Source organism: Streptomyces cyaneochromogenes (assembly GCF_003963535.1).
Taxonomy (GTDB): Bacteria; Actinomycetota; Actinomycetes; order Streptomycetales; family Streptomycetaceae; genus Streptomyces; species Streptomyces shaanxiensis.
This window is the reverse complement of record NZ_CP034539.1, coordinates 4524301-4549932: the sequence shown is the minus strand read 5'-3', so window position 1 is coordinate 4549932 and position 25632 is coordinate 4524301. Positions and strand designations below refer to the sequence as shown.

The window sequence follows — 25632 nt, the reverse complement described above, 5'->3', positions numbered from 1 at the left end:
ACGGCACCGAGGCGACTAAACCCTCCGGGCCAGCACCTGCCCCGGCCAGTCGTCCGTCCCCTTGTACGTCTCGGTGCGGACGAAGCCGTTGCTCTCGTAGTACCGGACGAGCTTGCCGTCGGCGCCCGCGTAGCAGTCCACGCGCAGCAGGGAGACGCCTGCTCGCCGGGTCACCTCGGCGGCGTGCGTGAGCAGGGCGCTGCCCACGCCGTGGCCCTTGAAGCGGCGGTCGGAGGCGAGCCAGTGGATGTAGCGCTCGGGCTCGCCGGCCGGCGGGAGGTGGGCCAGGTAGGGGCCGGGCGAGTCGGTGAGGGTGAGGGTGGCGGCGGGCACGCCGTCGACCTCGGCCATGAAGACATCGCCCTCGTCCATGTACCGGGCCACCGACTCCACCGTCTTCGGGCTCTGCGACAGCGGCTTCGTCCCCCACTGCCCGGTCCGCCCCTGCGCGACCAGCCACTCCACACCGCTGTCGAGCATGCCGAGTATCGCGGGGATGTCGTCGGGCCCGCCGTCCCGGATGATGATCTCCATCCCCTCATCGTGCCAGGCTGGGTGCCATGAGACTCTTCGCCGCCGTACTGCCGCCCGAGGACGTGACCCGTGAACTCGCCGCCGAGGTCGCGGAGTTGCGCGGGTTGCCCGGCGCGGACCGGCTGCGCTGGACCGGCCGCCCCGGCTGGCACTTCACCCTCGCCTTCTACGGCGAGGTCGACGACGACCTCGTACCCGACCTGTCGGCCCGTCTGGAGCGTGCCGCGCACCGTACGCCGTCCTTCCCGTTGGCCCTCAGCGGCGGCGGCCAGTTCGGGCACGGGCGGGCCCTGTGGACGGGGGCGGAGGGGGACCTGGCGACACTGCGGCTGCTGGCCGACCGCAGCGAGGCGGCGGCGCGCAAGGCGGGGGTGCCGATGGGGGAGCACCGGCGGTACAAGGCCCACCTGACGGTGGCCAGGAGCCGGTCGGCGGTGGACGTACGGCCGTATGTGGCGACCCTCGCCGAGTTCACGAGCCGGACCTGGACGGTGGCCGAGCTGGCGCTGGTGCGCAGCAATCTGCCGAAGTCCGGGGTGGCGGGCGAGCAGCCCCGGTACGAGGCGGTCGCCCGCTGGCCGCTCGGAGGGGCCGGTTAGGCTCGGTCCCGTGGACCCGAAAACCCGGAACCGGATCATGGCCGGTGCGCTTGTGTTGATGTTCGTGGTGGTGGCGCTGGCGGCGGCCCTCGGAAGGTAGGAGCCGTGGCCGGCCGCTCGGCCGTCGGCGCCCTCTCTCGCCGCCCGCCGGTCAGGCGAGCTCGATCAGCCCCAGCCGGACGGCCTCGCTGACGGTCGCGGCCCGGTTCTCGGTGCCGAGCTTGCGGTAGATCCGTACGAGGTGGGTCTTGACCGTCGCCTCGGCCAGGAACAGCGTGTTCGCGATGGCGCGGTTGCTGTGCCCCCGGGCGAGCAGCCGTACGACCTCGATCTCCCGTTCGCTGAGCACCGGCCCCGGCTCGACCGCGTGCCCGACGACACTCGCGGCGGCCTCCGGCGCCAGCGCCATGCCCCCCGCCGCCGCGGCCCGCACGGCACGGAACAGCTCCTCGGGCGGGCCCGCCTTGAGGACGTAGCCGCGGGCGCCGGCCTCGACGGCCCGCAGGACGTCGGCCGTACGGCCGTGGCTGGTGAGCATGACGACCCGGACCCCGGTGCCGGCCGCGAGGATCCGGCGGGTGGCCTCGATGCCGTCCATGTCGGCGACGCGTTCGACGCCGTCGGCTCCGGCAGGGGACCTGCCCGGGTCGGTGAGCCGGAGGTCCATGAGGACGACGTCGGGGCGCAGCCGCCCCACCAGGCGTACGGCGTCGGTGCCGTCGCCGGTCTCGCCGACGACCTCGAAACCGGGCTCGCCTTCGAGCAGGGCGCGCAGACCGGCCCGTACGACGGTGTGGTCGTCGACGATCAGCAGCCGCAGCGGCTCGGCCGCGTCGTCGCTCATCGGGCGCCGACCGGGACGCGGTCCTCGGCGGCCCGTGCGACCGGCAGCGTCGCCCGGACGCGGGTGCCGTGGCCGGGCGCGGTGTCGACGGTGAGCGTGCCGCCGAGGGCGCCGAGCCGCTCGCGTGCCCCGGCGAGCCCGAACCCGCGCCCGTCCCTGGAGGTGGCCGACCGTACGGGTTCCGGCTCGAACCCCACACCGTCGTCGCGGACCTCGACGGCGGCGACGGACCCGCCCTGGATCAGGGTGACGTGCACGTGCGTGGCGCGGGCGTGTTCGCAGGCGTTGGCGAGGAGGCCCTGGGTCACCCGGAGCAGCGCCACGGCCTGCTCCACGGGAAGGGCGGCGGGCGGGTTCTCGGCGCTGAAGGAGATCCCGGGCGCCCCGGCGGCGGAACCCGTGCGGGCGGTCAGCTCACGCAGTGCCGCCTCCAGGCCGTCCCGGGCGAGGGCGGGCGGGGTGAGGTCGTCGATGATGCCGCGGGTCTGGGCGAGGTGGTCGCCGAGCGCGTCGGTGACCAGCCGCACCTGGCGCCGGGCCGCCTGCGGGCGGCGGTCCCAGTCGCGTTCGGCGGCCTGGAGGAGCATGCGGCTGCCCGCGAGTTCCTGGGCGAGCGTGTCGTGCAGGTCGCGGGCGATGCGGGCCCGTTCGGCCAGCCGCCCGGCCTCCCGCTGGCGACGCGCCAACTCGCCCCGGGTGTCGGCCAGTTCGCGGGTCAGCCGCTGCTGGCCGCGGTAGAGCAGGACGGTCGCCCACAGGGCCGTGACCGGCGGTGCCAGCAGATCCGGGTCGAGGCCGCCGCCGGCCCGGACGAGCGCCGCCATCAGCAGCACTGTGAGGACGCCGAGGGCCACCGCCCGCTCCGCACGGGTGGGCATGCGCAGCGCCAGGACGGCCAGCGGCACGGCCAGCCACGCGTATCCGAAGGTGAGCGGCGTGGGCAGGACCCAGGCCACCCACGACCACAACAGCAGGAGCAGCCCGAACCAGACCGGCCGCCCCGCCCGGCCCAGCCGCTCCCACGGGGCCGGCCCGGCGGCGTACAGCAGGGCCAGTACGGCCATGGGCGGCGCGACGGACCAGCACAGTTCGTTGTTGAGCTCGACGAGCCGTACGAGGGTGCCGGCAGCGGCGACCAGGAAGACCAGGTGCGGGAGGTGCCGGGCCGACAGGCGGGACGGGCGAACGGCGAGAGCGGTGGCGGGCACGGCGGTGACTCCCTGGACGGGCCGATGGGAAGCGGCGATGCCGTCAGGAGTTTAAGCCGTTACTCGTGTGACTGTTGTAAACGACAGTGAATGACAGTGAACCGACAGGGTTCAGCGTCCCGGGTGCAGCCCGAGCCAGCCCGGCGTGGGGTCGCCCTTCACTTCGCCGAAGTACAGCGCGAAGGTCTGCTTCAGGCGCTCGATCGCGGCGCGGTCCTCCATGAACTTCGGGAAGCCGTCCACATGGGCGTCCGGGTTCTCCCACACCGGCTTCAGACCGGGGGACGGGGTGACGTCCGTGCGCACCGACCAGCCGTTGAAGGCGGCCTTCTGCCGCTCCTCGGACAGCGCCCAGTTCAGGTACAGCTTGCCGGCGGTCGGGTTGGCGGCCTGCTTCAGCACGGCGGCCCGCTGCCCCCACGCCATGAAGGGGTGCCCCTCGGGCACGACCCACTTCGTCACGGTCGACGTCGACACCGCGCTGCCCGACCCCCCGACGCCGATGGCCTTCTGCTTGCCGTTGACCGCGAGGCCCGGCGTGTGCGAGCCACGGGCGAACTGCGGCTGCTGCGCGGCGAACTCGGCCACCCAGTCCCAGCCGTAGGTCCGCTGGTAGAGGGAGAAGAGGTAGAGCACCGCGTCGTCGTCGTGCGGGTAGGAGGAGGCGATCTGCCCCTTCCAGCGCGGGTCGACGAGGTCGAGGGGCGTCCTGGGCGCGTGGGCGCCGGCCGCCTCGATGCCGTACATGAAGCTGAAGCCGATGACCATCAGCGCGGTCCAGGCGCCGTCCGGGTCCTTGAACCCCTCGTGGACCTTGGAGAACCCGGCGGGCTTGTAGGGCAGCAGCCTGCCCTCGCGCTTCCAGCGGGTGAAGTCCTGGAGGGTCTGCAGCTGTACGACGTCGGGGACCAGGGTGCCGGTCGCGAGCTGGTTGTCGACGCGGACGTCGTGGTACTTGCTGTAGTCGACGACGACCGTCAGATCTATGTCGGGGAACCGCTCACCGAAGGCGGCCCGCACACCGGCCGCCTGGCTGTCGACGTCCCCGCCCTGGTAGAGGACGAGCTTGCCGCCCTCGGCGACGGCGGCCGCGTACAACTCCTCGAGCGAGCGGGTCTCCTCGCGGACTCGGGGGCCGGACGAGAGGGTGCTCGCGAAGGAGTTGCTCGCGGAGAGGGCGTTCGCGTTGGCCGGCACGCCGGACGCCGAGACCGCGGCGGCACCGCCGAGCGCGACCCCGGCCCCCGTGGCGAGCAGTCGGCGCCTGCTGAAGTCCCTGGACATGTGGGGGGTCCTCCTGACCTGTCGCGCCGCCACGTCCGTTACGCGGCGGCGCGGCAAGTCTGGCGAGCGGAGGGGATGCTCCGCGTCGTCCGCCCGCTGCCTCCTTGTTCAACCGTTCGATGGAACGGAGCCCAAGAAGGCGGGCGAGGGGAAGGGGAGAGGACTACCAGGCGAAGGCCTCCGGAGAGGGCCCCGGACCCGGGAAGATCTCGTCCAGCCCGGCCAGCAGCTCCTCGCTCAGCTCCAACTCGGCGGCGCGCAGGGCGGATTCGAGCTGCTCGGCCGTGCGCGGGCCGACGATCGGGCCGGTGACACCCGGGCGGGTGAGCAGCCAGGCCAGGGCCGCCTCGCCGGGCTCCAGGCCGTGCTTGTCGAGCAGGTCCTCGTACGCCTGGATCTTCGCGCGTACGGCGGGGTCGGCGAGGACCTCGGCGGCCCGCCCCGAGCTGCGCCGTCCGCCCTCGACCTCCTTCTTGATGACGCCCCCGAGCAGCCCGCCGTGCAGCGGGGACCACGGGATGACGCCGAGGCCGTACTCCTGCGCGGCCGGGATGACCTCCATCTCGACGCGGCGCTCGTAGAGGTTGTACAGGCACTGCTCGCTGACGAGGCCGATGGTGCCGCCGCGCCGGGCGGCGATCTCATTGGCCTGGGCGATCTTGTACCCGGGGAAGTTGGAGGACCCGACGTAGAGGATCTTCCCCTGCTGGACCAGCACGTCGATGGCCTGCCAGATCTCCTCGAAGGGAGTGGCGCGGTCGATGTGGTGGAACTGGTACACGTCGATGTAGTCGGTCTGCAGCCGCTTGAGCGAAGCGTCCACGGCGCGCCGGATGTTCAGGGCCGACAGTTTGTCGTGGTTGGGCCACGCCGGGCCGTCGGCGCCCATGTTGCCGTACACCTTGGTGGCGAGGACGACCTTGTCGCGCCGCTCGCCGCCCTTCGCGAACCAGTTGCCGATGATGGCTTCGGTACGGCCCTTGTTCTCGCCCCAGCCGTACACGTTGGCGGTGTCGAAGAAGTTGATGCCCGCGTCCAGCGCCGCGTCCATGATCGCGTGGCTGTCCGCTTCGTCCGTCTGCGGGCCGAAGTTCATGGTGCCGAGGACGAGTCGGCTGACCTTGAGTCCCGTGCGTCCGAGCTGCGTGTACTCCATGGCTTGAACGCTAGCTGTGTGGAGTGCGCTCTAGGCAAGGGATCTTGACGCTAACTGGAAGTTAGTGCTTTCCTATGCGCAGTGCGAGATTGAACTTTCAATATTCATCTCTGGAGAGAGCGCCATGCCCCCCACCACGCCTGTCCGCCCTGTCCGCAGGGCACTTGCCGCCTTCGTCGCCTCCGCCGCGCTGCTGGGCGCCGCCGCCGTGCCGGCCCTCGCGTCCGTGCCGGTCACCCACGTGTCCGTGCTTTCCGGCTACGACGACTCCGCCCGCCTCGGCTACCAGAAGGCCGTCGCCGTCCGCGTCCTCAAGGGCGTCTTCGAGCAGGGCGACACGGCCGTCGTCGACCGTTACGTCCGCCCGGACTACATCCAGCACAACCCGCTCGCGCCCGACGGCGCGGAGACGTTGAAGAACCTGGGCAAGGCCGTCCACCAGCAGTTCCCGGACTTCTCGTACGACATCAAGCGGGTCATCTCCGAGGGCGACCTCGTCCTGGTGCACTCCAACGTCGTCGCGACGCCGGGTGCGCGCGGGCAGGCCGTCTTCGACATCTTCCGGTTCCAGGACGGGAAGATCGCCGAGCACTGGGACGTGGGGCAGGACGTGCCGGCGACTTCGGCCAACGGCAACGACATGTTCTCGACGGAGAGTTGGCCGCGGACGGAGCGGCCGGGGCCGGGGTGGCTGACGGCGTACAACAAGCAGCTCGTCACCAAGGCCTTCGACCAGCTGCTCGTGCGGAAGGATCTGTCCGCGATCGACCGCTACTGGGGTCCTGAGTACCACCAGCACAACCCGAACATCGCGGATGGTGTGGAGGGCGTGAAGTCGGGGCTGGGCGGGTACTTCGCGGCGTTCCCGCAGCTGAAGGTGACGCCGAAGCGGGTGATCGCCGAGGGTGACCTCGTGGCCGTCCACAGTCACTACGTGAACGCGCCGGGGGAGCGGGGTCAGGCGATCGTGGATCTGTTCCGGGTGCGGGGCGGGAAGATCGTGGAGCACTGGGACGTGATCCAGGATGTGCCGGCTACGTCCGCGAACGACAACGGGATGTTCTAGAGCAGGGAGTTGAGGAAGGTCGTCCAGGTGATGGGGGTTATCTGGACGGCCTTCTGTTCGTGGTCCTTGGGGGTCTTGGAGTCGCGGAGGTGGATGGTGGTGGGGGTGAGGGCTACTTCTACGCACTCGCCCTGGTCGCCGCTGTAGCTGCTCTTGAACCAGTGGAGGTCCGCGCTCATAGCCCCTCTGCCACTTCGTCGATCAACTTCGCGGACTCGTCAGGGTTGAGAGCCTGCGCTCGCAGAATGCCATACCGTGCGAAGAGTTCCCCCAGGTCGGGTTGCTCGCTGACGAAATAGCCACCACTCGGTCCTTCCACGTAGGCGAGTTGGCGGTGTTCGGGTGTCTCCAGCAGGATCATGGCGCCGTTGAGTCCGGCGTGGGCCTGGCGGGCATGCGGCATGACCTGGATCTCGACGTGGCGAAGTTGGCCGATATCGAGGATGTGGAGCAGCTGCTCTTTCAGCGCGGCCGGTCCGCCCAGTGGACGTGTGAGCGTGCTCTCTTCCAGTACGTAGCTGACGATCGGCTTGGGCTTGCGCTGAAAGAGCTGTTGCCGCTCCTGCCGCGCTGCCACCCGCCGGTCGATCTCGTCGTCGTCCAGCGCCGGACAGTGGCAGCCGTAGATCGCCCGCGCGTACGCCTCGGTTTGGAGTGAACCCGGGATCACGTGGTTCTGGTACACGTGAAGGGCCGCGGCCTTCCGCTCCTCCGCCAGATAGTCCTCGGTCCACGGCCGGAGCCCGCTGTTTCCGAACTCCTTCTCCGCCAGCACCAGCAGTGCACCTTGTGCACCCAGCACCCGGTCCGCGATCTCGACGAACTGCCCCTTCGGCGACCGCTCCCCCCGCTCCACCATCGCCACCTGCGACTTGGAGTATCCGACGTGCTTCGCCAACCCCTCCTGCGTCATCCCGGCCTGCTCGCGAAAGAACCTCAGCAACGCACCGAACGACTCCGACCCTCGATCACCGGAACGCACACGCGCCTCCCCAACTGCACAGCCCCGCACCACCACCACGAACCCCTGGTCACAGTATGTAAGCACCCGGTTGCATTTGCGGCATGTACGAGAAAATCGCCAACCCCTGGCTCCCCACCTGGATCCCCGACACCGGCCACGCGCTCCGCCACGCGGGCATCCACTTCGACGCCGTACGCATGAAAGGCGCCCAGGCAGAAGGCGCCGCCGCCGAACTCCTGCTCCGCACCCACTTCGACGCGGGCCCGATCATCCGCGAGCTGACCGGAGAGCGGTACCTGTACTTCCTGTTGCCCCCGCAAACCGCCACCACCCACCGCTGGCCCCCCGGCGTACGCACCCTCACCCGCGCCGCCGGCTACTCGGCGTACGTGGGCGTACCGGCTCTGACCGGCGTCACCTGGCCGCTGGAATGGCGGTCGATGCCGACGGAGGAAGTCCCGTTCGTCAAGGGCGAGTTGCTGCATGAAGTCGTCGGGAGAAGCTCCGTCGGCGGGCCACGGTCAGCTCGGCCGGCGTAGCCCCGCGACGAGGAGTGCGACCAGTCGGCGCGCGTCGTACCGGGGGTCGCTCTCGGCGCCGATGCAGAGGTTTCCGATGCCGCGCATGAGCTGGTAGGCGTCGATGCCGGGGCGGATCTCGCCGGAGGCGGCGGCAGCGTCGAGGAGTTGGGCGCACACCGGCAGGAGGCGGTCGAGGAAGTAGGCATGCAGTGTCTCGAAGCCGCTGCTGTCAGTCCGCAGTACGGCGGCGAGGCCGTGCTTGGTGACCAGGAAGTCGACGAAGAGGTCGACCCACCGTTCCAGGGCGGCGTGCGGTGTCGGGCAGGTCGTCAGCAGGTCCGGCCCGGCCTCGGCGCAGGCTTCGACCTGGTGGCGGTAGACGGCGATGATCAGGTCCGCCCGGGTGGGGAAGTGACGGTAGATCGTGCCCGTCCCGACGCCGGCCTCGGCGGCGATGTCGCGTACCGGTGCTTCCACGCCCGAGGTGACGAAGACCGAGGCGGCGGCGTCCAGCAGGGTCTGCTGGTTGCGCAGGGCGTCCTTGCGCTTGGATCCGGCCGCGCTTCCCGTGCTGTGGCCGCTGTCGTTCACCGCGGCGCTCCTTCCGTGATTGCCAAAGCGGAACCGTGTTCCGTATTGTTTGCGGAACGAGGTTCCGTTTCGCCCATGATGGCAGACCAGGGGACCGGTCTGTCCATCTCCATCAACGGAGGCACTTCCATGTCCGACTCGAACAGCACCGTGAACGTGCGGAAGAGCGCAGGTGCGCCCGCCACGGTGATATCCGCGAAACCGGTCGTACTGTCCGCCCCGGGCCGCGGCGAGGACCTGCAGGTCCGCGTGTCCGCCCCGGCGAGCGGCGGCGACCTGCCGGTCATCGTCTTCTCGCACGGCTTCGGCTGGTCGATGAACGGCTACGCCCCGCTCGCGGACTTCTGGGCCGCGCAGGGCTTCGTGGTCGTGCAGCCGACCCACCTCGACTCCAGGACCCTCGGCCTCCCCGCCGAGGATCCCCGTACGCCGCGGATCTGGCGCTTCCGTATCGAGGACCTCAAGCGGGTGCTGGACGGACTCGACGTCCTGGAAGCCTCGGTGCCGGGACTCGGCGGGCGCCTCGACCGCAGTCGCATCGCGGTGGCGGGCCACTCCTGGGGAGCTCAGACGGCGAGTGCCCTGCTGGGCGCGCGAGTCCTCGGCTCCGACGGCGTTCCCGGCGAGGACATGTCCGACCTCCGGGTCAAGGCGGGTGTGCTGCTCGCCATGGCCGGCCTGGGCGACGACCTGACGCCGTTCGCCTCCGAGAACTTCCCCTTCATGAGGCCGTCCTTCGCCGACATGGCCACGCCGGCTCTCGTCGTCGCCGGGGACCACGACCAGTCCCACCTGACCACGCGCGGACCGGACTGGTTCACCGACGCCTACACCCACAGCCCGGGAAGCAAGAGCCTGCTCACGCTGTTCGGGGCGGAGCACTCGCTCGGCGGCATCCCCGGGTACGAGGTCGCCGAGACCACCGACGAGAGCCCCGCACGCGTCGCCCTGATCCAGCAGCTCACCTCCGCCTTCCTGCGCGGCGCCCTCTACCCCGAGGACACCGGCTGGAAGACGGCGGTCGCCTCGCTGGAGGAGGACCCCAGCCCGCTGGGGAAGCTGGAGAGCAAGGTGCTCTGACGGGCCGTCGGGGGCGTCAGTCGCGGGGGAAGTCGTCGGTCTTGAGGGTGAGGTCCACAACGGTACCGATCAGGTCGACGTCGGTGCCGAAGTCCACCGGCGTCCGATTCTGGTAGTCGCCGTCCTTCGGGTCGGTGTAGACGCAGCACCGCCCCTGGTAGGGGTCGGCGATGACGTAGACGGGGACCTCGGCGACCGCGTAGGCGGTCTTCTTCGGGCCGTAGTCGTTGGCGGCCGTGCCCTCGGAGATGACCTCGGCGACGAACTCGACGTCCTGGTAACGCCAGTGGCCTTTGCCGTCCTGCTTTGCTGAGTCCTTGAGCATGGCCACGTCCGGGCAGAAGCCGTTCTGGTAGCCCGGAAAGTCGATGCGGACGTCGGAGAACACCATGACGTCCCTCCCGAACCTGTCCTCCACGGCCCACAGGAACCGGCGGATGATCTGCCAATGAGTGTTCCGCTGCGGCGTCATAAAGACGTTGCCCCCGACGATCTCGACCCTGAATCCTTCGGGGACGGGCATCTTCTCGAGCCGCTCGAACATCTCATCCAGCCAGTGGGTGTCGCTCTCGGCCATGAGTTCAACGATACGCACAGCGACCACTACATGGAGACGAAGCTCGCATGCCCACCCCGGTCCTGGTCGTCGCACTCGAACCCACGACCCATGCCCAACGCCGCACGCTGGTCGAGGAGTTGCTGAAGGTCTCCGGCCGTTGGGGCCACGCGCGGAGGAAGCCGGCGCAGGGGCTGACCCCGACGGCCATCGAGGCCATCGCCGGTCAGTCGGCGGCGTACGGCTCGCCCACGCCCCACGCCTGATACATCGCGTCCGCGAACGCCTCCGCGATCTTGTGCTCGCCGCTCGCGTTCGGGTGCGTGCCGTCGTACGTGTCGAGATTGATGTCGTACGACGGGGGAGGGGACGCCAGGAGCAGCGGTGAGCGGGGCTCGTCCAGGTCGGCCACCGCCTTCGCCAGCAGCTCGTTGAAGCGGCTGACCTGCACGGCGAACTCGGCGTCCGACTCCGCCCGGACGTTCGGGATCACCGGCAGCACGACCGTCCGTACCTTCGGGTTCGCCGCCCGCGCCGCCGACACGAACGCCCGCGCGTTCTGCGCCGTCTGCTCCGCGTTCGTGTAGAACCCCAGGTCGATCAGGCCCAGCGACACCAGCAGCACATCCGCCCGGCACGACCGCACGGCCTCGCCGATCAGCGGTGCCATGTGCAGCCAGCCCTCGCCCCAGCCGGCGAGGTGGGCGCGAGGGAAGGACGGGTCGCAGTCGGCGGCGTACTCGTACGACGTCGGCTCGTCCGTCGCCTTGTCGTACAGCGTCTCGCGCGGGCCGACGAGGGCGAAGGGGCCGCCGTACGTCTCACGCAGGTGCTGCCACATGCGGTAGCGCCACGTGTGTTCGCCGGCGCTGCCGATGGTCATGGAGTCGCCGACGGGCATGAACCTGAGCATCCGCTCATGATGGACGATCGCTACCTGTCGGTAGGAGCAGGCGGCGTGTGAAGCCTGACACGCCGCCTGCGCGGGGTGTTACGAGGTCCAGCCGCCGTACGGCACGGTGATCAGCTCCATGGCGTGGCCCGCCGGGTCCATGAAGTAGACCCCGCGGCCGCCGTCGTTGTGGTTGATCGTGCCGGGGTGCTGCTGCTGCGGATCGGCGTAGTGCTCGATACCGCGCTCCCTGATCTGCGCGTACGCCGCGTCGAACTCCTCCTCGGAGATCAGGAAGGCGTAGTGCTGGAGCGCGATCCTGTCCGCGGGGATGGTGGCGAAGTCCAGCGTGACGCCGTTGCTCAGGGCGACGGCGATGAAGGGGCCCCACTCCGCGGTGATCTCAAGGCCCAGCAGGTCCGTGAAGAACTCCGCGGACTCCCGATTGTCCCGGGCATGGATGATCGTGTGGTTCAACTCGACTGACAAGGAATGCCTCCGAGGGCATCTCCCGACACCTCCATGCCTCACCCAGCCGGTGACCGGCACGCGATGTCCCCGTGGATCTTAGTCAGGCCGGCCCGGCTCGTGAACCCGGCCGGGATGGCAGGCTGGGGGCATGCGCCGACTGCTCGCGTCTCTTGCCGGGGTCCTTCTCGTGGGGGCGTTCACCGCCGTGCCCGCCTCCGCCGCCGCGTCCGCCGGGGACGGCAACGAGGACTTCACGATCAAGGACCCCCGCATCACGGAGTCCAGCGGCCTCGCCGCCTCCCGTCAGCACCCGGGCATCTACTGGACGCACAACGACCAGGACGAGGGCGCCTTCCTCTACGCGGTCGACAGCAGCACCGGCGAGACCGTCGCGACGATCACCATGACCGGCGTGGGCACCCCGCGCGACGTGGAGGCGATCGCCATCGGGCCCGGCAACGAGATCTACGTCGGCGACATCGGCGACAACGACGGTGTGGAGTGGCCCTATGTGTGGGTCTACCGGCTGCCGGAGCCGAAAACGCTCAAGGACCAGTCGATCCGCGCCACGCAGTACGTGGTGAAGTACTCCGACGGCAGCCGCGACGCCGAGTCGCTCGTCGTGCACCCCAAGACCGGGCGCGTCTACATCATCGACAAGCAGGAGGACGGCGGGCACCTCTACGAGGCCCCGGCCGAGCTCTCCCCCAAAGGCACCAACGTCTTCAAGCCCATCACCCCGGTCGAGCTGTGGGCCACCGACGCCGCCTTCTCCCCGGACGGCCGGGCCCTCGCCGTACGCGGCTACTTCGGCGGCGTCGCCTACGACTGGAACGGCGGCAGACTCAAACGGCTGGAGCGCATCAGCGTGCCCCTGGGCCAGGGCGAGTCCGTCAGCTACTCACCCGACGGCACCAAGCTCATGCTGGGGAGCGAAGGGGCCGGCAGCGCGGTGGTCGCCCAGGACGCCCCCAAGGACGGCGGATCCTCCGACTCCTCGTCCGGCGGCGGCAGTTCGGCCTCCGGCGACGACGGTGACGGCGACGGCGGGCCGAGCGGGGACATCAAGGTCGGTGCCGTCGCGGTGGTCGTCGCGTGTGTGGTTGTGTTCGGCTTGCGCAGGCTGCTGCGGCGGGGGTGAAGGGCATCGGCCGCGTGTCGGAGAATGCCCGAGGCGCCCGACCTCGTACGAAGGATCACCTCACCCCACATGGCCAATCCGCCCCCCGCACCCGACGTCGCGCAGGTGCTCAGGCACAACCGCGCTCTGCTGTACCGGCACATCGTCACCCGCCTCGCGCTCGCCGTGACCTTGTTCGCCGTCCCGTACGTGGCGCACCTGGCCGGCTATGACGCCGCCCTGCCCGGGTTCGGCATCCCGGCCGCCCTGCTCGTACTGATCTTCCTGATGCTCCGGCTGCGCCACGGCTCCCGGCTCAAGGTGTGCGAGAAGGTGTTGCACACCTACCCCCTGGAGTACCGCACCCGGGTCTCCAGGAAGGGCTCGGAGTGGAAGTACCTAGGCGACGTGCACACCGTCCGGCTGTCGGTGCGCGGGCAGCGCGGTGCGCCCTCGCTGCGCGCGGTCAACGCCTCGACGGTGCGCCGTTGGCCGAAGGAGGCCGAGGAGGGCGGTGCCTGGTTCGCCGGGGACCCGGCCTTCGGCGGCGTCATGGTCGTGCCGGGGAGCGACGACATGTTCTTCGTGCAGCCCGCGGACTGGAAGAAGTACGAGCAGGAGCGCGCCCAGGCCGGCCCGCAGCGCGTGGCTCTCGCCGAACAGGCCGGCATCTCAAGGCTGTTGGAGAAGGAACCGAACATCTTGGTGGGCGGATGAAGCGTGTACTCGGCTGGGTGTGCGGGGTACTCCTCGCCCTCGTCGCCGCCTTCTGGTGCGTCACCGCGACCGCCGACCTCGCCCTGTCCGCGGGGGTCTACGGCACGCCGGGCAGGTACGAGGTGGACACCTGCCGCGACACCAACAGCGGCGGCAGGAACTCCCGTTACGACTGCTACGGCGACTTCACGCCGGACGGCGGCACGGCCGGCGACGCCGTGTACGTGCACCTCGAGGACACCGGGCACGACTATCCGGACGGCAGTGGGTTCGACGCGCGGCAGGGGATCGAGCCGGAGACGGTTCAGCGGGTCGGCTTCTGGGGTGTCGTGGGCGAGCTCTGGCAGGTCGCGGTCTGCGTGGTCGTCCTCGCGGTCCTCGCGTACCAGGCGATCAAGCCGCGCGGGAAGGACCGACGCAAGGAGGCCCACCGGCGGGAGCCCTCGCGGCGGCAGAAGGTGGCCGACCGGGTGGGCTACGTCGTCGTGGTCGCCATCCCCGTGGGCGTCCTGAGCTGGATCGCCATGATCGCGGAGCCCACGCCCTAGGACTCGTCACCGTCGGCGTCGCCGGTCGTCTCCGCCCGCCGCGCCACGAAGACCTCCAGCCCGTCCAGGATCCGCTGCAGCCCGAACTCGAAGTGGTCGAAGTCGGGGCCCCAGGTGTTCTCGTCGAGGGAGGCCATCAGGGGGTAGCGGCCGGACGCCAGGACCTTTTCCAGCATCGGGGTCTGGGCCTCCCAGAACTCCGCGTCCGTCAGGCCGGTCCGGCGCTCCGCCTCCTGCGCGTACAGCTGGGTGCGCGCGGCCCCGACGACGTACCCGTCGATCATGATGATCGCCGAGACCAGCTCCGGGTCGGACAGGCCCATCGGCTTGATGCGGGCGAGCACCTTCTCCATGCCGTCCAGGGCGCTCGGGCCCAGGATCGGGCGGGACTGGTTGACCTGGAGCAGCCAGGGGTGGCGGCGGTAGAGGTCGAGGGTCGCGCGGCCCATGGCCTCCAGCGCCGCGCGCCAGGTGCCGTCGCCGAGGTCGGCGGGGTTCTCCGAGGGCCGCTGGACGCGATCCAGCATCAGGTCGAGCAGCTCGCCCTTGCCGGGAACGTAGCGGTACAGCGACATCGTGCCGGTGCCCAGCTCGGCGGCGACCCGGCGCATCGACACCGACTCCAGGCCCTCGGCGTCCGCGACCCGGACCGCCGCGTCCACGATCTGGTCCAGGGTGAGGGCCGGCTTGGGCCCGCGGCTCGGGCGTCGACCCGTCTCCCAGAGCAGCTCCAACGTGCGGACGATGTCGCCGCTGCCGCTGGTCTCCGTACCGCTGGTGCCGCCCTTGCCACTCGTCATGCGATTCAGCTTAAGTCCTCCCGAAAAAACTGGGTACGGTGTACGCGCAATCGGGTACGGTGTACTCAATTACCGAAAGGGGGACCCGATCCATGGGTGACGACGGACATCACGGAGACCACGGACACGACGGATACGCGGTACGGGCCGAGGGGCTGGAGAAGCGCTACGGCGACAAACGCGCCCTCGACGGCTTCGACCTGGCCGTGCGCGAGGGCACCGTGCACGGCCTGCTCGGCCCGAACGGCGCCGGAAAGACCACCGCCGTACGCATCCTGTCCACGCTGATCCGGCTCGACGGCGGCCGGGCGACCGTGGCCGGGCTGGACGTGGCCCGGCAGCCGCGCGAGGTACGGGCGCGCATCGGCCTCACCGGTCAGTACGCGGCCGTGGACGAGGTGCTCACAGGCCGGCAGAACCTGGAGATGTTCGGCCGCCTCTTCCACCTGGGCGGCAGGCGGGCCAAGCTGCGCGCCACCGAGCTGCTGGAGCAGTTCGACCTGACCGACGCCGCCGACCGGGGCGTCGGCAAGTACAGCGGCGGTATGCGGCGCCGCCTCGACCTCGCCGCCTCGATGATCCTCGCCCCGGCCGTCCTCTTCCTGGACGAGCCGACGACCGGGCTCGACCCCCGCAGCCGGGGCGAAGTCTGGGAATCGGTACGGGCGTTGGTGGCGGGCGGCACGACCGTACTGCTGACGACCCAGTACCTGGAGGAGGCCGACAAACTCGCCTCGCACATCACCGTCATCGACCAGGGGCGCGCCATCGCCGACGACACCCCCGACGGGCTGAAGAACCTTGTCGGCGGCGACCGTATCGAGGTCGTGGTGGCGGAGCGGTCCGACATTCCGCGGGTGGTGAAGGTCGTCGCCCGGGTCTCGGACGGTGAACCCGAGGCGGAGGAGGGCGAGTCGCGGGTGCACGCACCCGTCATCGACCGGGTGTCCGCCCTCACGGAGGTCGCCCGGACGCTGCAGGACGAGGGCGTCCAGGTCGAGGACATCGGGCTGCGCAGGCCGAGCCTCGACGACGTGTTCCTGCGCCTGACCGGACACCGCACCGAGAAGACCGAGCAGCCCGAGAAGGGGGCCGTCGCATGACCGCCGTCGACCTGACCGTCCCGGCCGAGCGCAGTCGCCTGTACTGGGCCCTCGCCGACGTCTGGAACGTCGTCCGCCGCGGACTGACCCACTATCAGCGCCAGCCGGTCAACATCGCCTGGCAGTTGGGCTTCCCGATCCTCTCCGTCCTCCTTTACGGCTATGTCTTCGGCAGCGCCATGAAGGTGCCCGGCGGCGGGGACTACACGCCCTTCCTGATGCCGGGCATGTTCGTGATGACGATGGCGTTCGGCTTCATCAACACCGCGACGCTCGTCGTCTACGACTCCACGAAGGGGGTCATCGACCGTTTCCGCTCCATGCCGATGGCCTCGTCGGCGGTGGTCGCCGGGCGCGGGATCACCGATCTGCTCGCCGCCTGCGCGGAATTGGCGATCATGATGCTGACCGCCTTCGCGATGGGCTGGCGCCCGGACGGCGGATTCGGCTTCCTCGGCGCCTTCGGGCTGCTGCTCTGGCTGCGGTTCGCGCTGATCTGGATCGGGGTGTGGCTGGGCCTGCTGGTGCCCAACCCGGAGGCCGCGGGCGGCCTGTTCGCCGTCGCCTTCCCGCTCACGATGATCTCCAGCATCTTCGTCGCACCGCAGCTGATGCCGGACTGGCTGGGCTGGGTGGCGGCCTGGAACCCGATCTCCTCCACGGCGGCGGCCACCCGCGAGCTGTTCGGGGTGCCGGCCGGCGTCGTGGCCGGGGACTCCTGGGTCGAGCAGCACGCGCTGCTGATGGCGGGGGTGTGGCCGGTGATCCTGACGGCGATCTTCCTGCCGCTCGCGGTGCGGAGGTTCCAGAAGCTGAGCCGGTGACGCCGGGCGGCTGAGCCGCGAATTGATACGGCGTCCTTGACGTGTCCATGTGACCTGACTTCCATAGGAGGTGCGGGTGGTGGGAGCGCTCCCACCCGTTCCGGGCCCGCGCCTCCGAGAGGAAGCAGCGACATGTTCCGCAGCTTGCGAAGAGTGCTGGGCGCCGCCGTGACGGCGCTCGCGCTCGTGTTACCGCCGGGACTCGGTGCGCAGACCGCCCACGCGGCAGCGCCCGGCGCCGTAGCGGCGGCCGAGGCGGGTGCCGGCTACTGGCACACCAGCGGCCGGCAGATCCTGGACGCGGCCGGGCAGCCGGTCCGTATCGCCGGGATCAACTGGTTCGGCTTCGAGACCGGCAACCACGTCGTCCACGGCCTGTGGGCGCGCGACTACAAGAGCATGCTCGACCAGATCGAGTCGCTGGGCTACAACACCCTCCGCGTCCCCTTCAGCGACGACATCCTCAGGACCGGCACCATGCCGGACAGCATCAACTTCGCCGACGGCAAGAACGCCGATCTGCAGGGGCTGACGTCCTTGCAGGTGCTGGACAGGATCGTGGCGTACGCCGGCCAGATCGGCCTCAAGATCGTCCTCGACCGGCACCGGCCCGACGCGGGCGGCCAGTCGGCGCTCTGGTACACGTCGGCGGTCCCCGAGTCGACGTGGATCGCGAATCTGAAGGCGCTGGCAGGGCGCTACAAGGGCGACAGCACGGTCATCGGGATCGACCTGCACAACGAGCCGCACGACCCCGCCTGCTGGGGCTGCGGTGACACGACCCGTGACTGGCGGCTCGCCGCACAGCGCGCCGGGAACGCCGTGCTGTCCGTCCACCCCGACCTGCTGATCATGGTCGAGGGCGTCCAGTCGTACAACGGCGTCAATGGCTGGTGGGGCGGCAACCTCATGGGCGTCGCCCAGTACCCGGTCCAGCTCGACGTCCCGAACCGGCTCGTGTACTCGGCCCACGATTATGCGACGAGCGTGGCCCAGCAGCCCTGGTTCAGCGATCCGTCGTTCCCCGACAACATGCCGGGCATCTGGGACAAGTACTGGGGCTACATCTTCAAGCAGAACATCGCCCCGGTGTGGCTCGGTGAGTTCGGTACGACCCTCCAGTCGACGGTGGACCAGAAATGGCTGACCGCGCTGGCGACGTACCTGCGCTCGACGTCGACGTACGGCTCGGACTCGTTCCACTGGACCTTCTGGTCCTGGAACCCCAACTCCGGTGACACGGGCGGCATCCTGAAGGACGACTGGTCGACCGTGGACACCGTGAAGGACGGCTACCTGGCGAGCATCAAGGCACCGGGGTTCCCGGCCGGCGGGGGCGCTGACCCCGGTGACCCGGGAGACCCCGGCGGGGGCACGGCGGCATGCAGCGCTGCCTACACCGTCAGCAGCGACTGGGGCGGGGGCTTCAACGCCGAGGTGAAGGTGACCAACACCGGGACGACCCCGATCAACTCCTGGAGGGTGACCTGGACCTGGGGCGGGTCCCAGCGGGTGACGTCCATGTGGAACGCCTCGTACACCCAGAGCGGGGCGACGGTGAACGCGTCCAACGCCGGGCACAACGGGGCGGTTGCGGTGGGCGGGGCGGCGAGTTTCGGGTTCGGGGGTGCGCCTGGGGGTGGGGGTGTGCCGACGGTGAGCTGTCTGGCGCAGTGACGGTATGAGACGGGGCGCCCGGTGATCGCCGGGCGCCCCGTCGGCGTGCCGCACCTGCGACTGCTTGTCCTGATCGTTCACGCAAGAACAGTCGGCGTCAGAGATCGCCATTAACGATCTGTGTCATCGCGGGCGCCCATCTCTGCGGCAGACTTCTGGGCCCTGGGCTCGGTCGCTTTCCGTAACGACCTGACCACAAGCGATATCTGAAAGGGCCGGTGCAACGGTAGATGGGTCGCATACGTGCTCGACATCTGAGGCTGCAGAGTCTTGTGTTGGTGGTGGCTGCCTCGGTCGGCTCGTCTGCGGGCTGCTCCTCCATGTCCGCTCATGAACCTGGTCCGGACGCACCGCGCGCTCCTCTGGGTGCACCGGCGGCCGACTCACCCAGCGAGAGTCGCCATGCCCGGCCGGGCGCACACGACGGGCACGGCAGGCACGGCGCGTCGAGCGCCCCCCGGAGCAGTGCCGCTCCGGCGGGGACCCGGACTCCTTCGAAGCCAACAGGTGAGTCGGGCACCGCCCTGCCTCTGGGTGGCGACCCCGTCGACCCCGTGCCGGAGCCGACGCGGGATCCGAGTCCGCCACCCACGCCCGTGATCGTGCCGGAACCAGTGCCGTCAGGGTCGGTGCCGGGCCCGGAATCCAACTGTCCGGCCGAGCCGTGTTCCACCGATGACTGTTCCGGCGACCCTTCCTCCGGCGCATCCGGCTCCCCCGACCCTTCCGCCAGCGCATCCGCGTCTCCGGGAGCTTCCTCCTCCAGCGGCCGCACGCGTCCGTGCATGTCCACATCCACGGCATCACCCGAGGCAGGGCCGACGCCGACGCCGCCGTCATGAACAACGCGCCTTCCTTTCCCGCTCCCCGCATCCGGGCGTCCACGCCGGAGCGCGAACGGCACCTGCGGCGTGCCGGTGCCCGGCGACGGCGCAGGCGGGCTCTGCGGCGCGATTCCGTCCCTCGTGGCACCGAGCCGCCCAACGCCCAGCACCCGGCGGTCGGTTACACCGCCGATCTGGCGACGCTCTTGTCGCTCGCTGCGGCGCTGTTGTTCTACGCCGGCGCGGTGCACACCCGGGCGTTCTTCGAGTACTTCCACATCGACGTGCTGGCTCTGGGCCTGAGCTTCCCGGAGTTCGTCATGCGCAGCCTGCGGCTGGTAACTGCTCCGGTGGTGGTGACTGCTGTAGTGGCTGTGCTCGTGCTGCGTGATCCGCAACTGCTCAGCCGGTCGGTCCTGCCTCTTCTGCCGTCCACCGTGGTCGACCCGTGCCGACGAGCCGCGCGGCGGGCGGCCCGTCTCCATCTGCTCGTGCTGTGCGTGGCCGTCATCATGTTGTTCAGCTGGGGCCGAATCCAGCCGTACCAATGGCTGGTGCCCTTGCTGTTGGCCACCGGCATCCTTCTGGGGCAGTCCCCCGCTGCGAACAACGGCCACCGCCCGAGCGGCATCCGGGCACGGGGTGCACCGCTCACGGCAGCATGCCTGTGCCTGCTCTGGGCTGTCGCACTCGCGGCGCAGCAGTCGGGTCTGCGCGACGCCGAGCACAGCGCAGATCATCTGCTGGGCAGGACGGCGATCGTCGTCTTCAGCACCGAGCAGCTGAGCATCACCGGCCGCGGACTCCGGATGAAGGATCTCGGAGAGCGGATGCACTACCGCTACCGGTACACCGGGCTGAGCCTCATCATCGAGCGCGGCGGGCGCTATCACGCCGTCGCTGTGGGCTGGCAGCACGACACCGACTCGACCTACGTGATCCGGGAGACCGACGACCTACGGGTCGAACTCATGCCGGGGGCCCGATGACGGCCCTTGCCCGAACCGAAAACGAAGAAGGGCGCCCGGTGTTTGCCGGGTGCCCTTCTTCGTCGTACTGCTGGGAACGACTACAGCTTCTCGATCACGTAGTCGATGCACTTCGTCAGCGCCTCGATGTCCGCCGGGTCGATCGCCGGGAACATCGCGACGCGGAGCTGGTTGCGGCCGAGCTTGCGGTAGGGCTCGGTGTCGACGATGCCGTTGGCGCGCAGGACCTTGGCGACGGCGGCGGCGTCGACCTCGTCCGTGAAGTCGATGGTGCCGATGACCGCCGAGCGCTTGGCCGGGTCGGTGACGAACGGGTTGGCGTACTTGATGTCCTCGGCCCAGCCGTACAGCGTCCGGGCGGAGGTGGCCGTGCGGCGGACCGCCCAGTCGAGGCCGCCCTGGCCGTTGATCCACTCGAGCTGCTGGTTGAGCAGGAAGAGGGTGGCGAGGGCCGGGGTGTTGTACGTCTGGTTCTTGCGGGAGTTGTCGATCGCCGTGGGCAGCGAGAAGAACTCGGGGATGTGGCGGCCGGAGGCGTGGATGCGCTCGGCGCGCTCGATCGCGGCCGGGGAGAAGACGCCGATCCACAGGCCGCCGTCGGAGGCGAAGGACTTCTGCGGGGCGAAGTAGTAGACGTCCGTCTCGGAGACGTCGACCGGCAGGCCGCCGGCGCCGGACGTGGCGTCGACCAGGACCAGGGAGCCCTCGTCCGCACCGTCGACACGCTTGATCGGCATGGCGACGCCGGTCGAGGTCTCGTTGTGCGTGAAGGCGTAGACGTCGACGCCCGCCTCGGCGACCGGCTCCGGGTGCGTGCCGGGGTCGGAGGCGATGACGGTCGGCTCGGCCAGCCAGGGGGCCAGCTTGGCGGCCTTCGCGAACTTCGAGCTGAACTCGCCGAAGTTCAGGTGCTGCGACTTGTTCTCGATCAGGCCGTGCGTCGCGATGTCCCAGAAGGCCGTCGAGCCGCCGTTGCCGAGGACGACCTCGTAGCCCTCGGGGAGCTGGAACAGCTCGCTGATGCCCTCGCGCACCTGGCCGACCAGGTTCTTGACCGGGGCCTGGCGGTGGGAGGTGCCGAGCAGAGAGGTTCCGGTGGCGGCCAGCGCGTCCAGCGCTTCCGTCCGCACCTTGGAGGGGCCCGCGCCGAAACGTCCGTCGGCGGGCTTGATGTCAGCGGGAATCTGGATCTCAGCCACGGGGGGAGCGTAGCTGTTTCGGGAAACCTCGGTGAAACCTCGTCCGTCGGGTGAGACGGCGTTGTCGCGGTCGTGACCTGGCGGCTGCCGCCCCCAGACCCCCGCTTCGGCCCTTGAGGGGCCTCGTCCTGAAACGCCGGACGGGCTGATTGAGTGGACGTATGTCGGAACTTGAGGTGGATCTGCGCAGGGTCGTCCGGGGCGAGGTCGGGTTCGATGTCACCTCGCGGGCGCTCACCACCATGGACGCGTCCAACTACCGGCGTGTCCCGCTCGGTGTGGTGGCGCCACATGACGCCGACGACGTCGCCGCCGTGCTGGAGGTGTGCCGGGACCACATGGTGCCGGTCGTGGCGCGGGGCGGAGGCACCTCCATCGCGGGGCAGGCCACCGGCGCCGGCGTCGTGCTCGACTTCACCCGCCACATGAACCAGATCGTGTCCCTGGACCCGGAGACCCGCACCGCCGTCGTCCAGCCCGGCCTCGTCCTCGACCGCCTTCAGGAGGCCGCCGCCCCGCACGGGCTCCGCTTCGGGCCCGACCCCTCCACCCACAGCCGCTGCACGCTCGGCGGGATGATCGGCAACAACTCGTGCGGCTCGCACTCGGTGGCGTGGGGGACGACCGCGGACAGCGTGCGGGAGCTGGACGTGATCACCGCGCGCGGGGAGCGGCTGCGGCTGGGGGAGGAGTGGGCCGGGGCGCCGCGCGGGCTGCGGGAACTGGTCGAGGGCGAGCTGGCGCGGCTGCGCACCGGGTTTCCCGAACTGCCCCGCCGTATCTCCGGATACGCCCTGGACGCCCTGCTGCCCGAGAAGGGCGCCGACGTCGCCCGCTCCTACTGCGGGAGCGAGGGCACCCTGGGGATCCTCACCGAGGCGACCGTGGGGCTCGTCGAAGCTCCACGCGCGCGTGCGCTCGCCGTGCTGGCCTACGCCGACGAGAGCGCGGCGGCACAGGCGGCGGCCGGGCTGCTGCCGTACGGGCCGTTGACGGTCGAGGGCATGGCGGTCGACCTCGTGCGCTCGACCGCCGCGCTTCCCCGGGGCGGCGCCTGGTTGTTCGTGGAGACGGGCGGGGAGTCGGAGGGGGAGGCACGCGCGCGTGCGGAGGCGATCGTGCGGGCCGCCGATGTCGTCGACGCGCGGGTCGTGACGGACGCGGCCGGGCAACGGGCCCTGTGGCGCATCCGGGAGGACGCGAGCGGTACGGCGACCCGGATGCCCGACGGCAGCGAGGCCTGGCCCGGCTGGGAGGACTGCGCGGTGCCGCCCGAGCGGCTCGGCGCGTATCTGCGGGACTTCCGCGCGCTGCTGACCGCACACGGGCTGCGCGGTACGCCGTACGGGCACTTCGGGGACGGCTGTATCCACGTCCGTATCGACTTCGACCTGCTGACGGAGGCGGGCATCGGCCGCTTCCGGCGCTTCTCGGAGGAGCTCGCCGAGGTCGTCGTGGCGCACGGGGGCTCGCTGTCCGGGGAGCACGGGGACGGGCAGGCACGGGCCGAGCTGCTGCCGAAGATGTACGGGGAGGAGATGGTCCGCCTCTTCGAGCGGGCGAAGGGGGTCTGGGACCCGGACGACCTGCTCAACCCGGGCATGCTGGTGCGCCCCGCGCCCCTGGACGCGAACCTCCGGTTCTCGGTCCTGCACCGCGAGCCGGTGGACGTGGCCTTCGGATACCCGGCCGACGGCGGGGACTTCTCTGCGGCCGTACGGCGGTGTGTCGGGGTCGCGAAGTGCCGTACGACCTCGGTGGCGGGCCCGTCCGTCATGTGCCCGTCCTTCCGGGCCACCGGCGAGGAGGAGCACTCCACGCGCGGGCGTGCCCGGTTGCTGCACGAGATGCTCGCCGGGGAACTGGTGACCGACGGGTGGCGGTCGACCGAGGTGCGGGACGCGCTGGACCTGTGCCTGTCCTGCAAGGGATGCCGGTCCGACTGCCCGGTCGAGGTCGACATGGCCACGTACAAGGCGGAATTCCTGTACCACCACTACGAGGGGCGCCGCCGCCCGGCCGCGCACTACAGCATGGGCCGGCTGCCGCAGTGGCTGCGCCTGGTGGCCCGCACGCGTACGGCGTCGCTGGTCAACGCCATGGCCGCCGTAGGGCCGTTGGCGCGGGCGGCGAAACGGCTCGGCGGGATCGCGCCGGAGCGGGAGATTCCGCGGGTGGCGACGCGGACGTTCAGCCGGTGGTGGGAGGCGCGGCGCGCGGAGGCGGGGGGCGGTGGTGGGCTCGGCGGGGGTGACGCCTTGGCCGACGGGGTCCGCGAGCGCGGTGAGCGCGGTGAGCTGGTCGTCCTGTGGCCGGACACCTTCACCGAGCACCTGTCGCCGTCCGTGGGGGAGGCGGCCGTACGGGTGCTGGAGGCGGCGGGACTGCGGGTGGCGCTGCCGCCCACGGTGCGGCTGAGGAGGGTGCCGGTGGGGGGCGGGGAGTCGGTGGGGGACGAGGGGATTGTGGAGGGAGGCGACGGGGGGTCCGGGGGTGACGGTGTGCGGGTCGGTGGCCGGACGGCGGTCGCGATGGACCCGCTGTCCCTCCTACGGGGCCGAAGCCGCGTCTGCTGCGGGTTGACGTACGTCTCGACCGGGCAGCTCGACCGCGCCCGCGCGGTGCTGCGGCACACGCTCGACCTGATGGAGCCGGTGCTGGAGACGGCCGCCCCGGTCGTCGTCCTGGAGCCGAGCTGTGCGGCGGCCCTCCGCTCGGACCTGCCGGAACTGCTGCACGACGATCCGCGGGCCCGGCGCCTGGCCGACCGGGTCCTGACCTTCGCGGAGGTGTTGGAGCGGCATGCTCCGGACTGGACGCCGCCCCGCGTGGACCGGGCGGTGGTCGGGCAGACGCACTGCCATCAGCACGCGGTCCTCGGTGACGGGGCCGATCGCCGGCTGCGTCAAGCCGCTCTGCTCTCGGGCGAACTGAGCGGGGGGTGCTGCGGTCTCGCCGGTAACTTCGGTTTCGAGAAAGGGCACTTCGAGGTGTCGCTGGCCTGCGCCGAGGAGCAGTTGCTTCCTTCGGTGCGGGGCGCGCGGGAGGGGGCGGTGGTGCTGGCGGACGGGTTCTCGTGCCGGACGCAGCTGGAACAGCTGGCCGGGGTGCGGGGGCGGCACCTGGCGGAGGTGCTGGCGGAGGCGTTGGGGGACGGCGAAGGGGTGACCGATGAGTCGGGGGACGGCGAAGGGGTGACCGATGAGCCGGGGCGATGAGCCGGGCCTTGGGCTGAACCCTGCGCCGGACCTCGCGCCGGGCCCTGAGCTGGAGCGGGTGGCCGTCCTCTCCGACATCCACGGGGTGCTCCCCGCGCTGGAGGCGGTGCTCGCCGAGCCGGAGGTCCTCGCCGCCGAGCGCATCGTGCTCACCGGGGACATCACGGCGGGACCGCAGCCCGCAGAGGTGCTCGACCTGCTGTACCGGCAGGGCGACCGCGTGCTGTGGATCGCGGGCAACGCGGACCGGGAGCTGGTCGAGTACCGGCGCGGCGAACGGGTCGAGATCCCCGACCCGATCGCCCCCTACGCGGCGGGTCGGCTCACCGAGGACCAGGTCGAGTTCCTCGCCTCCCTTCCCAGGACGCTCACGCTGCGCGTGCGAGGCCTCGGCGACGTCCTCTTCTGCCACGCCACACCCCGCGACGACGAGGAGGTCGTCCTGGTCGACTCGCGCCCCGACCGGTGGGCGGAGGTCTTCGACGGGGTCGCCGACTCCGTCCGCACGGTGGTCTGCGGGCACACCCACATGCCCTACGCACGGCTCGCCCACGGGCGCCTGGTGGTCAACCCGGGGAGCGTCGGGATGCCGTACGGACGGGCGGGCGCCCACTGGTGCCTGCTGGGGCCGGGGGTCGACCTGCGGGTGACGCCGTACGACGTGCCGCGGGCGATCGCACGGCTGACGGCGGAGTGCGCCTACGGCGGCATCGCGGAGTGGGCGGATCACTTTCTCAACGCCCGCGCCACGGATGCGGACGCGCTGAGGGTGTTCGGACCGAGGGACGGTCGGGGGGCTTAGTCCATATTCCGGGACAGTGGCGTAATGGGTTCACACGCCTGACGA

27 protein-coding genes are annotated in these 25632 nt (G+C 70.6%); 14 read left to right on the top strand and 13 right to left on the bottom strand.

Translation table 11 applies throughout. The annotated features are described in order from the left end of the window. Positions 1–15: 15 nt before the first annotated feature. On the bottom strand, positions 16–534 hold the full coding sequence (locus EJ357_RS20395; protein WP_126393047.1) for a GNAT family N-acetyltransferase: 519 nt from the start codon (positions 532–534) through the stop codon (positions 16–18). A gap of 26 nt (positions 535–560) precedes the next feature. Here EJ357_RS20395 and thpR point away from each other — a divergent pair, with 26 nt between their 5' ends. Further along, a complete protein-coding gene (gene thpR / locus EJ357_RS20390) occupies positions 561–1133 on the top strand; it encodes an RNA 2',3'-cyclic phosphodiesterase (protein ID WP_126393046.1) in 573 nt (190 codons plus the stop codon). Between the two features lie 151 nt (positions 1134–1284). Here thpR and EJ357_RS20385 read toward each other — a convergent pair whose 3' ends face one another. The 4 genes from EJ357_RS20385 to EJ357_RS20370 all read right to left on the bottom strand — a co-directional run bounded on the left by EJ357_RS20385 (position 1285) and on the right by EJ357_RS20370 (position 5625). After that, positions 1285–1977, bottom strand: a complete 693-nt coding sequence (locus EJ357_RS20385) for a response regulator transcription factor (RefSeq protein ID WP_126393045.1) — start codon at positions 1975–1977, stop codon at positions 1285–1287. Beyond that, entirely contained in the window at positions 1974–3185 is a 1212-nt protein-coding gene (locus EJ357_RS20380; RefSeq protein WP_126393044.1) for a sensor histidine kinase, read from the bottom strand. Before EJ357_RS20380 ends, EJ357_RS20385 begins: the two co-directional genes overlap by 4 nt. A gap of 111 nt (positions 3186–3296) precedes the next feature. Further along, complete coding sequence (locus tag EJ357_RS20375; RefSeq protein ID WP_126393043.1) at positions 3297–4469, bottom strand: ABC transporter substrate-binding protein; 1173 nt, start codon at positions 4467–4469, stop codon at positions 3297–3299. A gap of 163 nt (positions 4470–4632) precedes the next feature. Next, entirely contained in the window at positions 4633–5625 is a 993-nt protein-coding gene (locus EJ357_RS20370; protein WP_126393042.1) for an aldo/keto reductase, read from the bottom strand. Between the two features lie 124 nt (positions 5626–5749). Between EJ357_RS20370 and EJ357_RS20365 the strand changes: the two genes are divergently transcribed. Further along, entirely contained in the window at positions 5750–6691 is a 942-nt protein-coding gene (locus EJ357_RS20365; RefSeq protein WP_126393041.1) for a nuclear transport factor 2 family protein, read from the top strand. On the opposite strand, the gene EJ357_RS20360 is transcribed toward EJ357_RS20365, so the two are convergent. Together EJ357_RS20360 and EJ357_RS20355 are read right to left on the bottom strand one after the other, a co-directional pair. Beyond that, the gene (locus EJ357_RS20360; protein ID WP_126393040.1) at positions 6688–6870 is read right to left on the bottom strand and encodes a DUF397 domain-containing protein; all 183 of its coding nucleotides are present in this window, start codon (positions 6868–6870) and stop codon (positions 6688–6690) included. The two genes, EJ357_RS20365 and EJ357_RS20360, sit on opposite strands and share 4 nt — an antisense overlap. Next, on the bottom strand, positions 6867–7673 hold the full coding sequence (locus tag EJ357_RS20355; protein WP_126393039.1) for a helix-turn-helix domain-containing protein: 807 nt from the start codon (positions 7671–7673) through the stop codon (positions 6867–6869). Before EJ357_RS20355 ends, EJ357_RS20360 begins: the two co-directional genes overlap by 4 nt. Positions 7674–7756: 83 nt before the next feature. Here EJ357_RS20355 and EJ357_RS20350 point away from each other — a divergent pair, with 83 nt between their 5' ends. Further along, a complete protein-coding gene (locus EJ357_RS20350; RefSeq protein ID WP_126393038.1) occupies positions 7757–8194 on the top strand; it encodes a hypothetical protein in 438 nt (145 codons plus the stop codon). On the opposite strand, the gene EJ357_RS20345 is transcribed toward EJ357_RS20350, so the two are convergent. Continuing rightward, complete coding sequence (locus EJ357_RS20345) at positions 8177–8767, bottom strand: TetR/AcrR family transcriptional regulator (protein ID WP_126393037.1); 591 nt, start codon at positions 8765–8767, stop codon at positions 8177–8179. The two genes, EJ357_RS20350 and EJ357_RS20345, sit on opposite strands and share 18 nt — an antisense overlap. A gap of 129 nt (positions 8768–8896) precedes the next feature. On the opposite strand from EJ357_RS20345, the gene EJ357_RS20340 reads away from it, so the two are divergent. After that, the gene (locus EJ357_RS20340; protein WP_126393036.1) at positions 8897–9847 is read left to right on the top strand and encodes an alpha/beta hydrolase family protein; all 951 of its coding nucleotides are present in this window, start codon (positions 8897–8899) and stop codon (positions 9845–9847) included. Between the two features lie 16 nt (positions 9848–9863). On the opposite strand, the gene EJ357_RS20335 is transcribed toward EJ357_RS20340, so the two are convergent. Further along, the gene (locus EJ357_RS20335) at positions 9864–10424 is read right to left on the bottom strand and encodes a Uma2 family endonuclease (protein ID WP_126393035.1); all 561 of its coding nucleotides are present in this window, start codon (positions 10422–10424) and stop codon (positions 9864–9866) included. 47 nt (positions 10425–10471) lie between these two features. Here EJ357_RS20335 and EJ357_RS20330 point away from each other — a divergent pair, with 47 nt between their 5' ends. Next, positions 10472–10669 (top strand): hypothetical protein, encoded by a 198-nt coding sequence (locus EJ357_RS20330; RefSeq protein WP_126393034.1) that lies wholly within the window; start codon positions 10472–10474, stop codon positions 10667–10669. On the opposite strand, the gene EJ357_RS20325 is transcribed toward EJ357_RS20330, so the two are convergent. Then, positions 10630–11316, bottom strand: a complete 687-nt coding sequence (locus EJ357_RS20325; protein ID WP_126393033.1) for an SGNH/GDSL hydrolase family protein — start codon at positions 11314–11316, stop codon at positions 10630–10632. The two genes, EJ357_RS20330 and EJ357_RS20325, sit on opposite strands and share 40 nt — an antisense overlap. A 78-nt stretch (positions 11317–11394) precedes the next feature. Continuing rightward, the gene (locus tag EJ357_RS20320; protein ID WP_126393032.1) at positions 11395–11784 is read right to left on the bottom strand and encodes a VOC family protein; all 390 of its coding nucleotides are present in this window, start codon (positions 11782–11784) and stop codon (positions 11395–11397) included. Between the two features lie 130 nt (positions 11785–11914). On the opposite strand from EJ357_RS20320, the gene EJ357_RS20315 reads away from it, so the two are divergent. The 3 genes from EJ357_RS20315 to EJ357_RS20305 all read left to right on the top strand — a co-directional run bounded on the left by EJ357_RS20315 (position 11915) and on the right by EJ357_RS20305 (position 14151). Beyond that, positions 11915–12907, top strand: a complete 993-nt coding sequence (locus EJ357_RS20315) for a TolB-like translocation protein (RefSeq protein WP_126393031.1) — start codon at positions 11915–11917, stop codon at positions 12905–12907. Positions 12908–12976: 69 nt separating this feature from the next. Further along, positions 12977–13603, top strand: coding sequence for a hypothetical protein (locus EJ357_RS20310; RefSeq protein WP_126393030.1), 627 nt, complete (start codon positions 12977–12979; stop codon positions 13601–13603). Further along, positions 13600–14151 (top strand): hypothetical protein, encoded by a 552-nt coding sequence (locus EJ357_RS20305; protein WP_126393029.1) that lies wholly within the window; start codon positions 13600–13602, stop codon positions 14149–14151. The genes EJ357_RS20310 and EJ357_RS20305 overlap by 4 nt, the downstream gene beginning before the upstream one ends. Here the strand turns inward: EJ357_RS20305 and EJ357_RS20300 are convergent. After that, a complete protein-coding gene (locus tag EJ357_RS20300) occupies positions 14148–14951 on the bottom strand; it encodes a TetR/AcrR family transcriptional regulator (RefSeq protein WP_126393028.1) in 804 nt (267 codons plus the stop codon). The genes EJ357_RS20305 and EJ357_RS20300 overlap by 4 nt on opposite strands. Positions 14952–15043: 92 nt before the next feature. Between EJ357_RS20300 and EJ357_RS20295 the strand changes: the two genes are divergently transcribed. The 4 genes from EJ357_RS20295 to EJ357_RS20280 all read left to right on the top strand — a co-directional run bounded on the left by EJ357_RS20295 (position 15044) and on the right by EJ357_RS20280 (position 20368). Next, on the top strand, positions 15044–16054 hold the full coding sequence (locus EJ357_RS20295; protein ID WP_126393027.1) for an ATP-binding cassette domain-containing protein: 1011 nt from the start codon (positions 15044–15046) through the stop codon (positions 16052–16054). Beyond that, positions 16051–16878, top strand: a complete 828-nt coding sequence (locus tag EJ357_RS20290; protein ID WP_126393026.1) for an ABC transporter permease — start codon at positions 16051–16053, stop codon at positions 16876–16878. The genes EJ357_RS20295 and EJ357_RS20290 overlap by 4 nt, the downstream gene beginning before the upstream one ends. Positions 16879–17010: 132 nt before the next feature. Continuing rightward, positions 17011–18555, top strand: coding sequence for a cellulase family glycosylhydrolase (locus EJ357_RS20285; RefSeq protein WP_126393025.1), 1545 nt, complete (start codon positions 17011–17013; stop codon positions 18553–18555). A 781-nt stretch (positions 18556–19336) separates the two neighbouring features. Beyond that, positions 19337–20368 (top strand): hypothetical protein, encoded by a 1032-nt coding sequence (locus EJ357_RS20280; protein ID WP_126393024.1) that lies wholly within the window; start codon positions 19337–19339, stop codon positions 20366–20368. An 80-nt stretch (positions 20369–20448) separates the two neighbouring features. On the opposite strand, the gene serC is transcribed toward EJ357_RS20280, so the two are convergent. Then, positions 20449–21567 carry a phosphoserine transaminase gene (serC, locus tag EJ357_RS20275; protein ID WP_126393023.1) on the bottom strand — a complete coding sequence of 373 codons (1119 nt, stop codon included), beginning with the start codon at positions 21565–21567 and terminating at the stop codon, positions 20449–20451. 161 nt (positions 21568–21728) lie between these two features. Between serC and EJ357_RS20270 the strand changes: the two genes are divergently transcribed. Both EJ357_RS20270 and EJ357_RS20265 read left to right on the top strand, forming a co-directional pair. Further along, positions 21729–24785, top strand: coding sequence for an FAD-binding and (Fe-S)-binding domain-containing protein (locus tag EJ357_RS20270; protein WP_126393022.1), 3057 nt, complete (start codon positions 21729–21731; stop codon positions 24783–24785). Next, positions 24769–25587, top strand: coding sequence for a metallophosphoesterase family protein (locus tag EJ357_RS20265; RefSeq protein WP_126393021.1), 819 nt, complete (start codon positions 24769–24771; stop codon positions 25585–25587). The genes EJ357_RS20270 and EJ357_RS20265 overlap by 17 nt, the downstream gene beginning before the upstream one ends. The last annotated feature ends 45 nt before the right edge of the window (positions 25588–25632 follow it).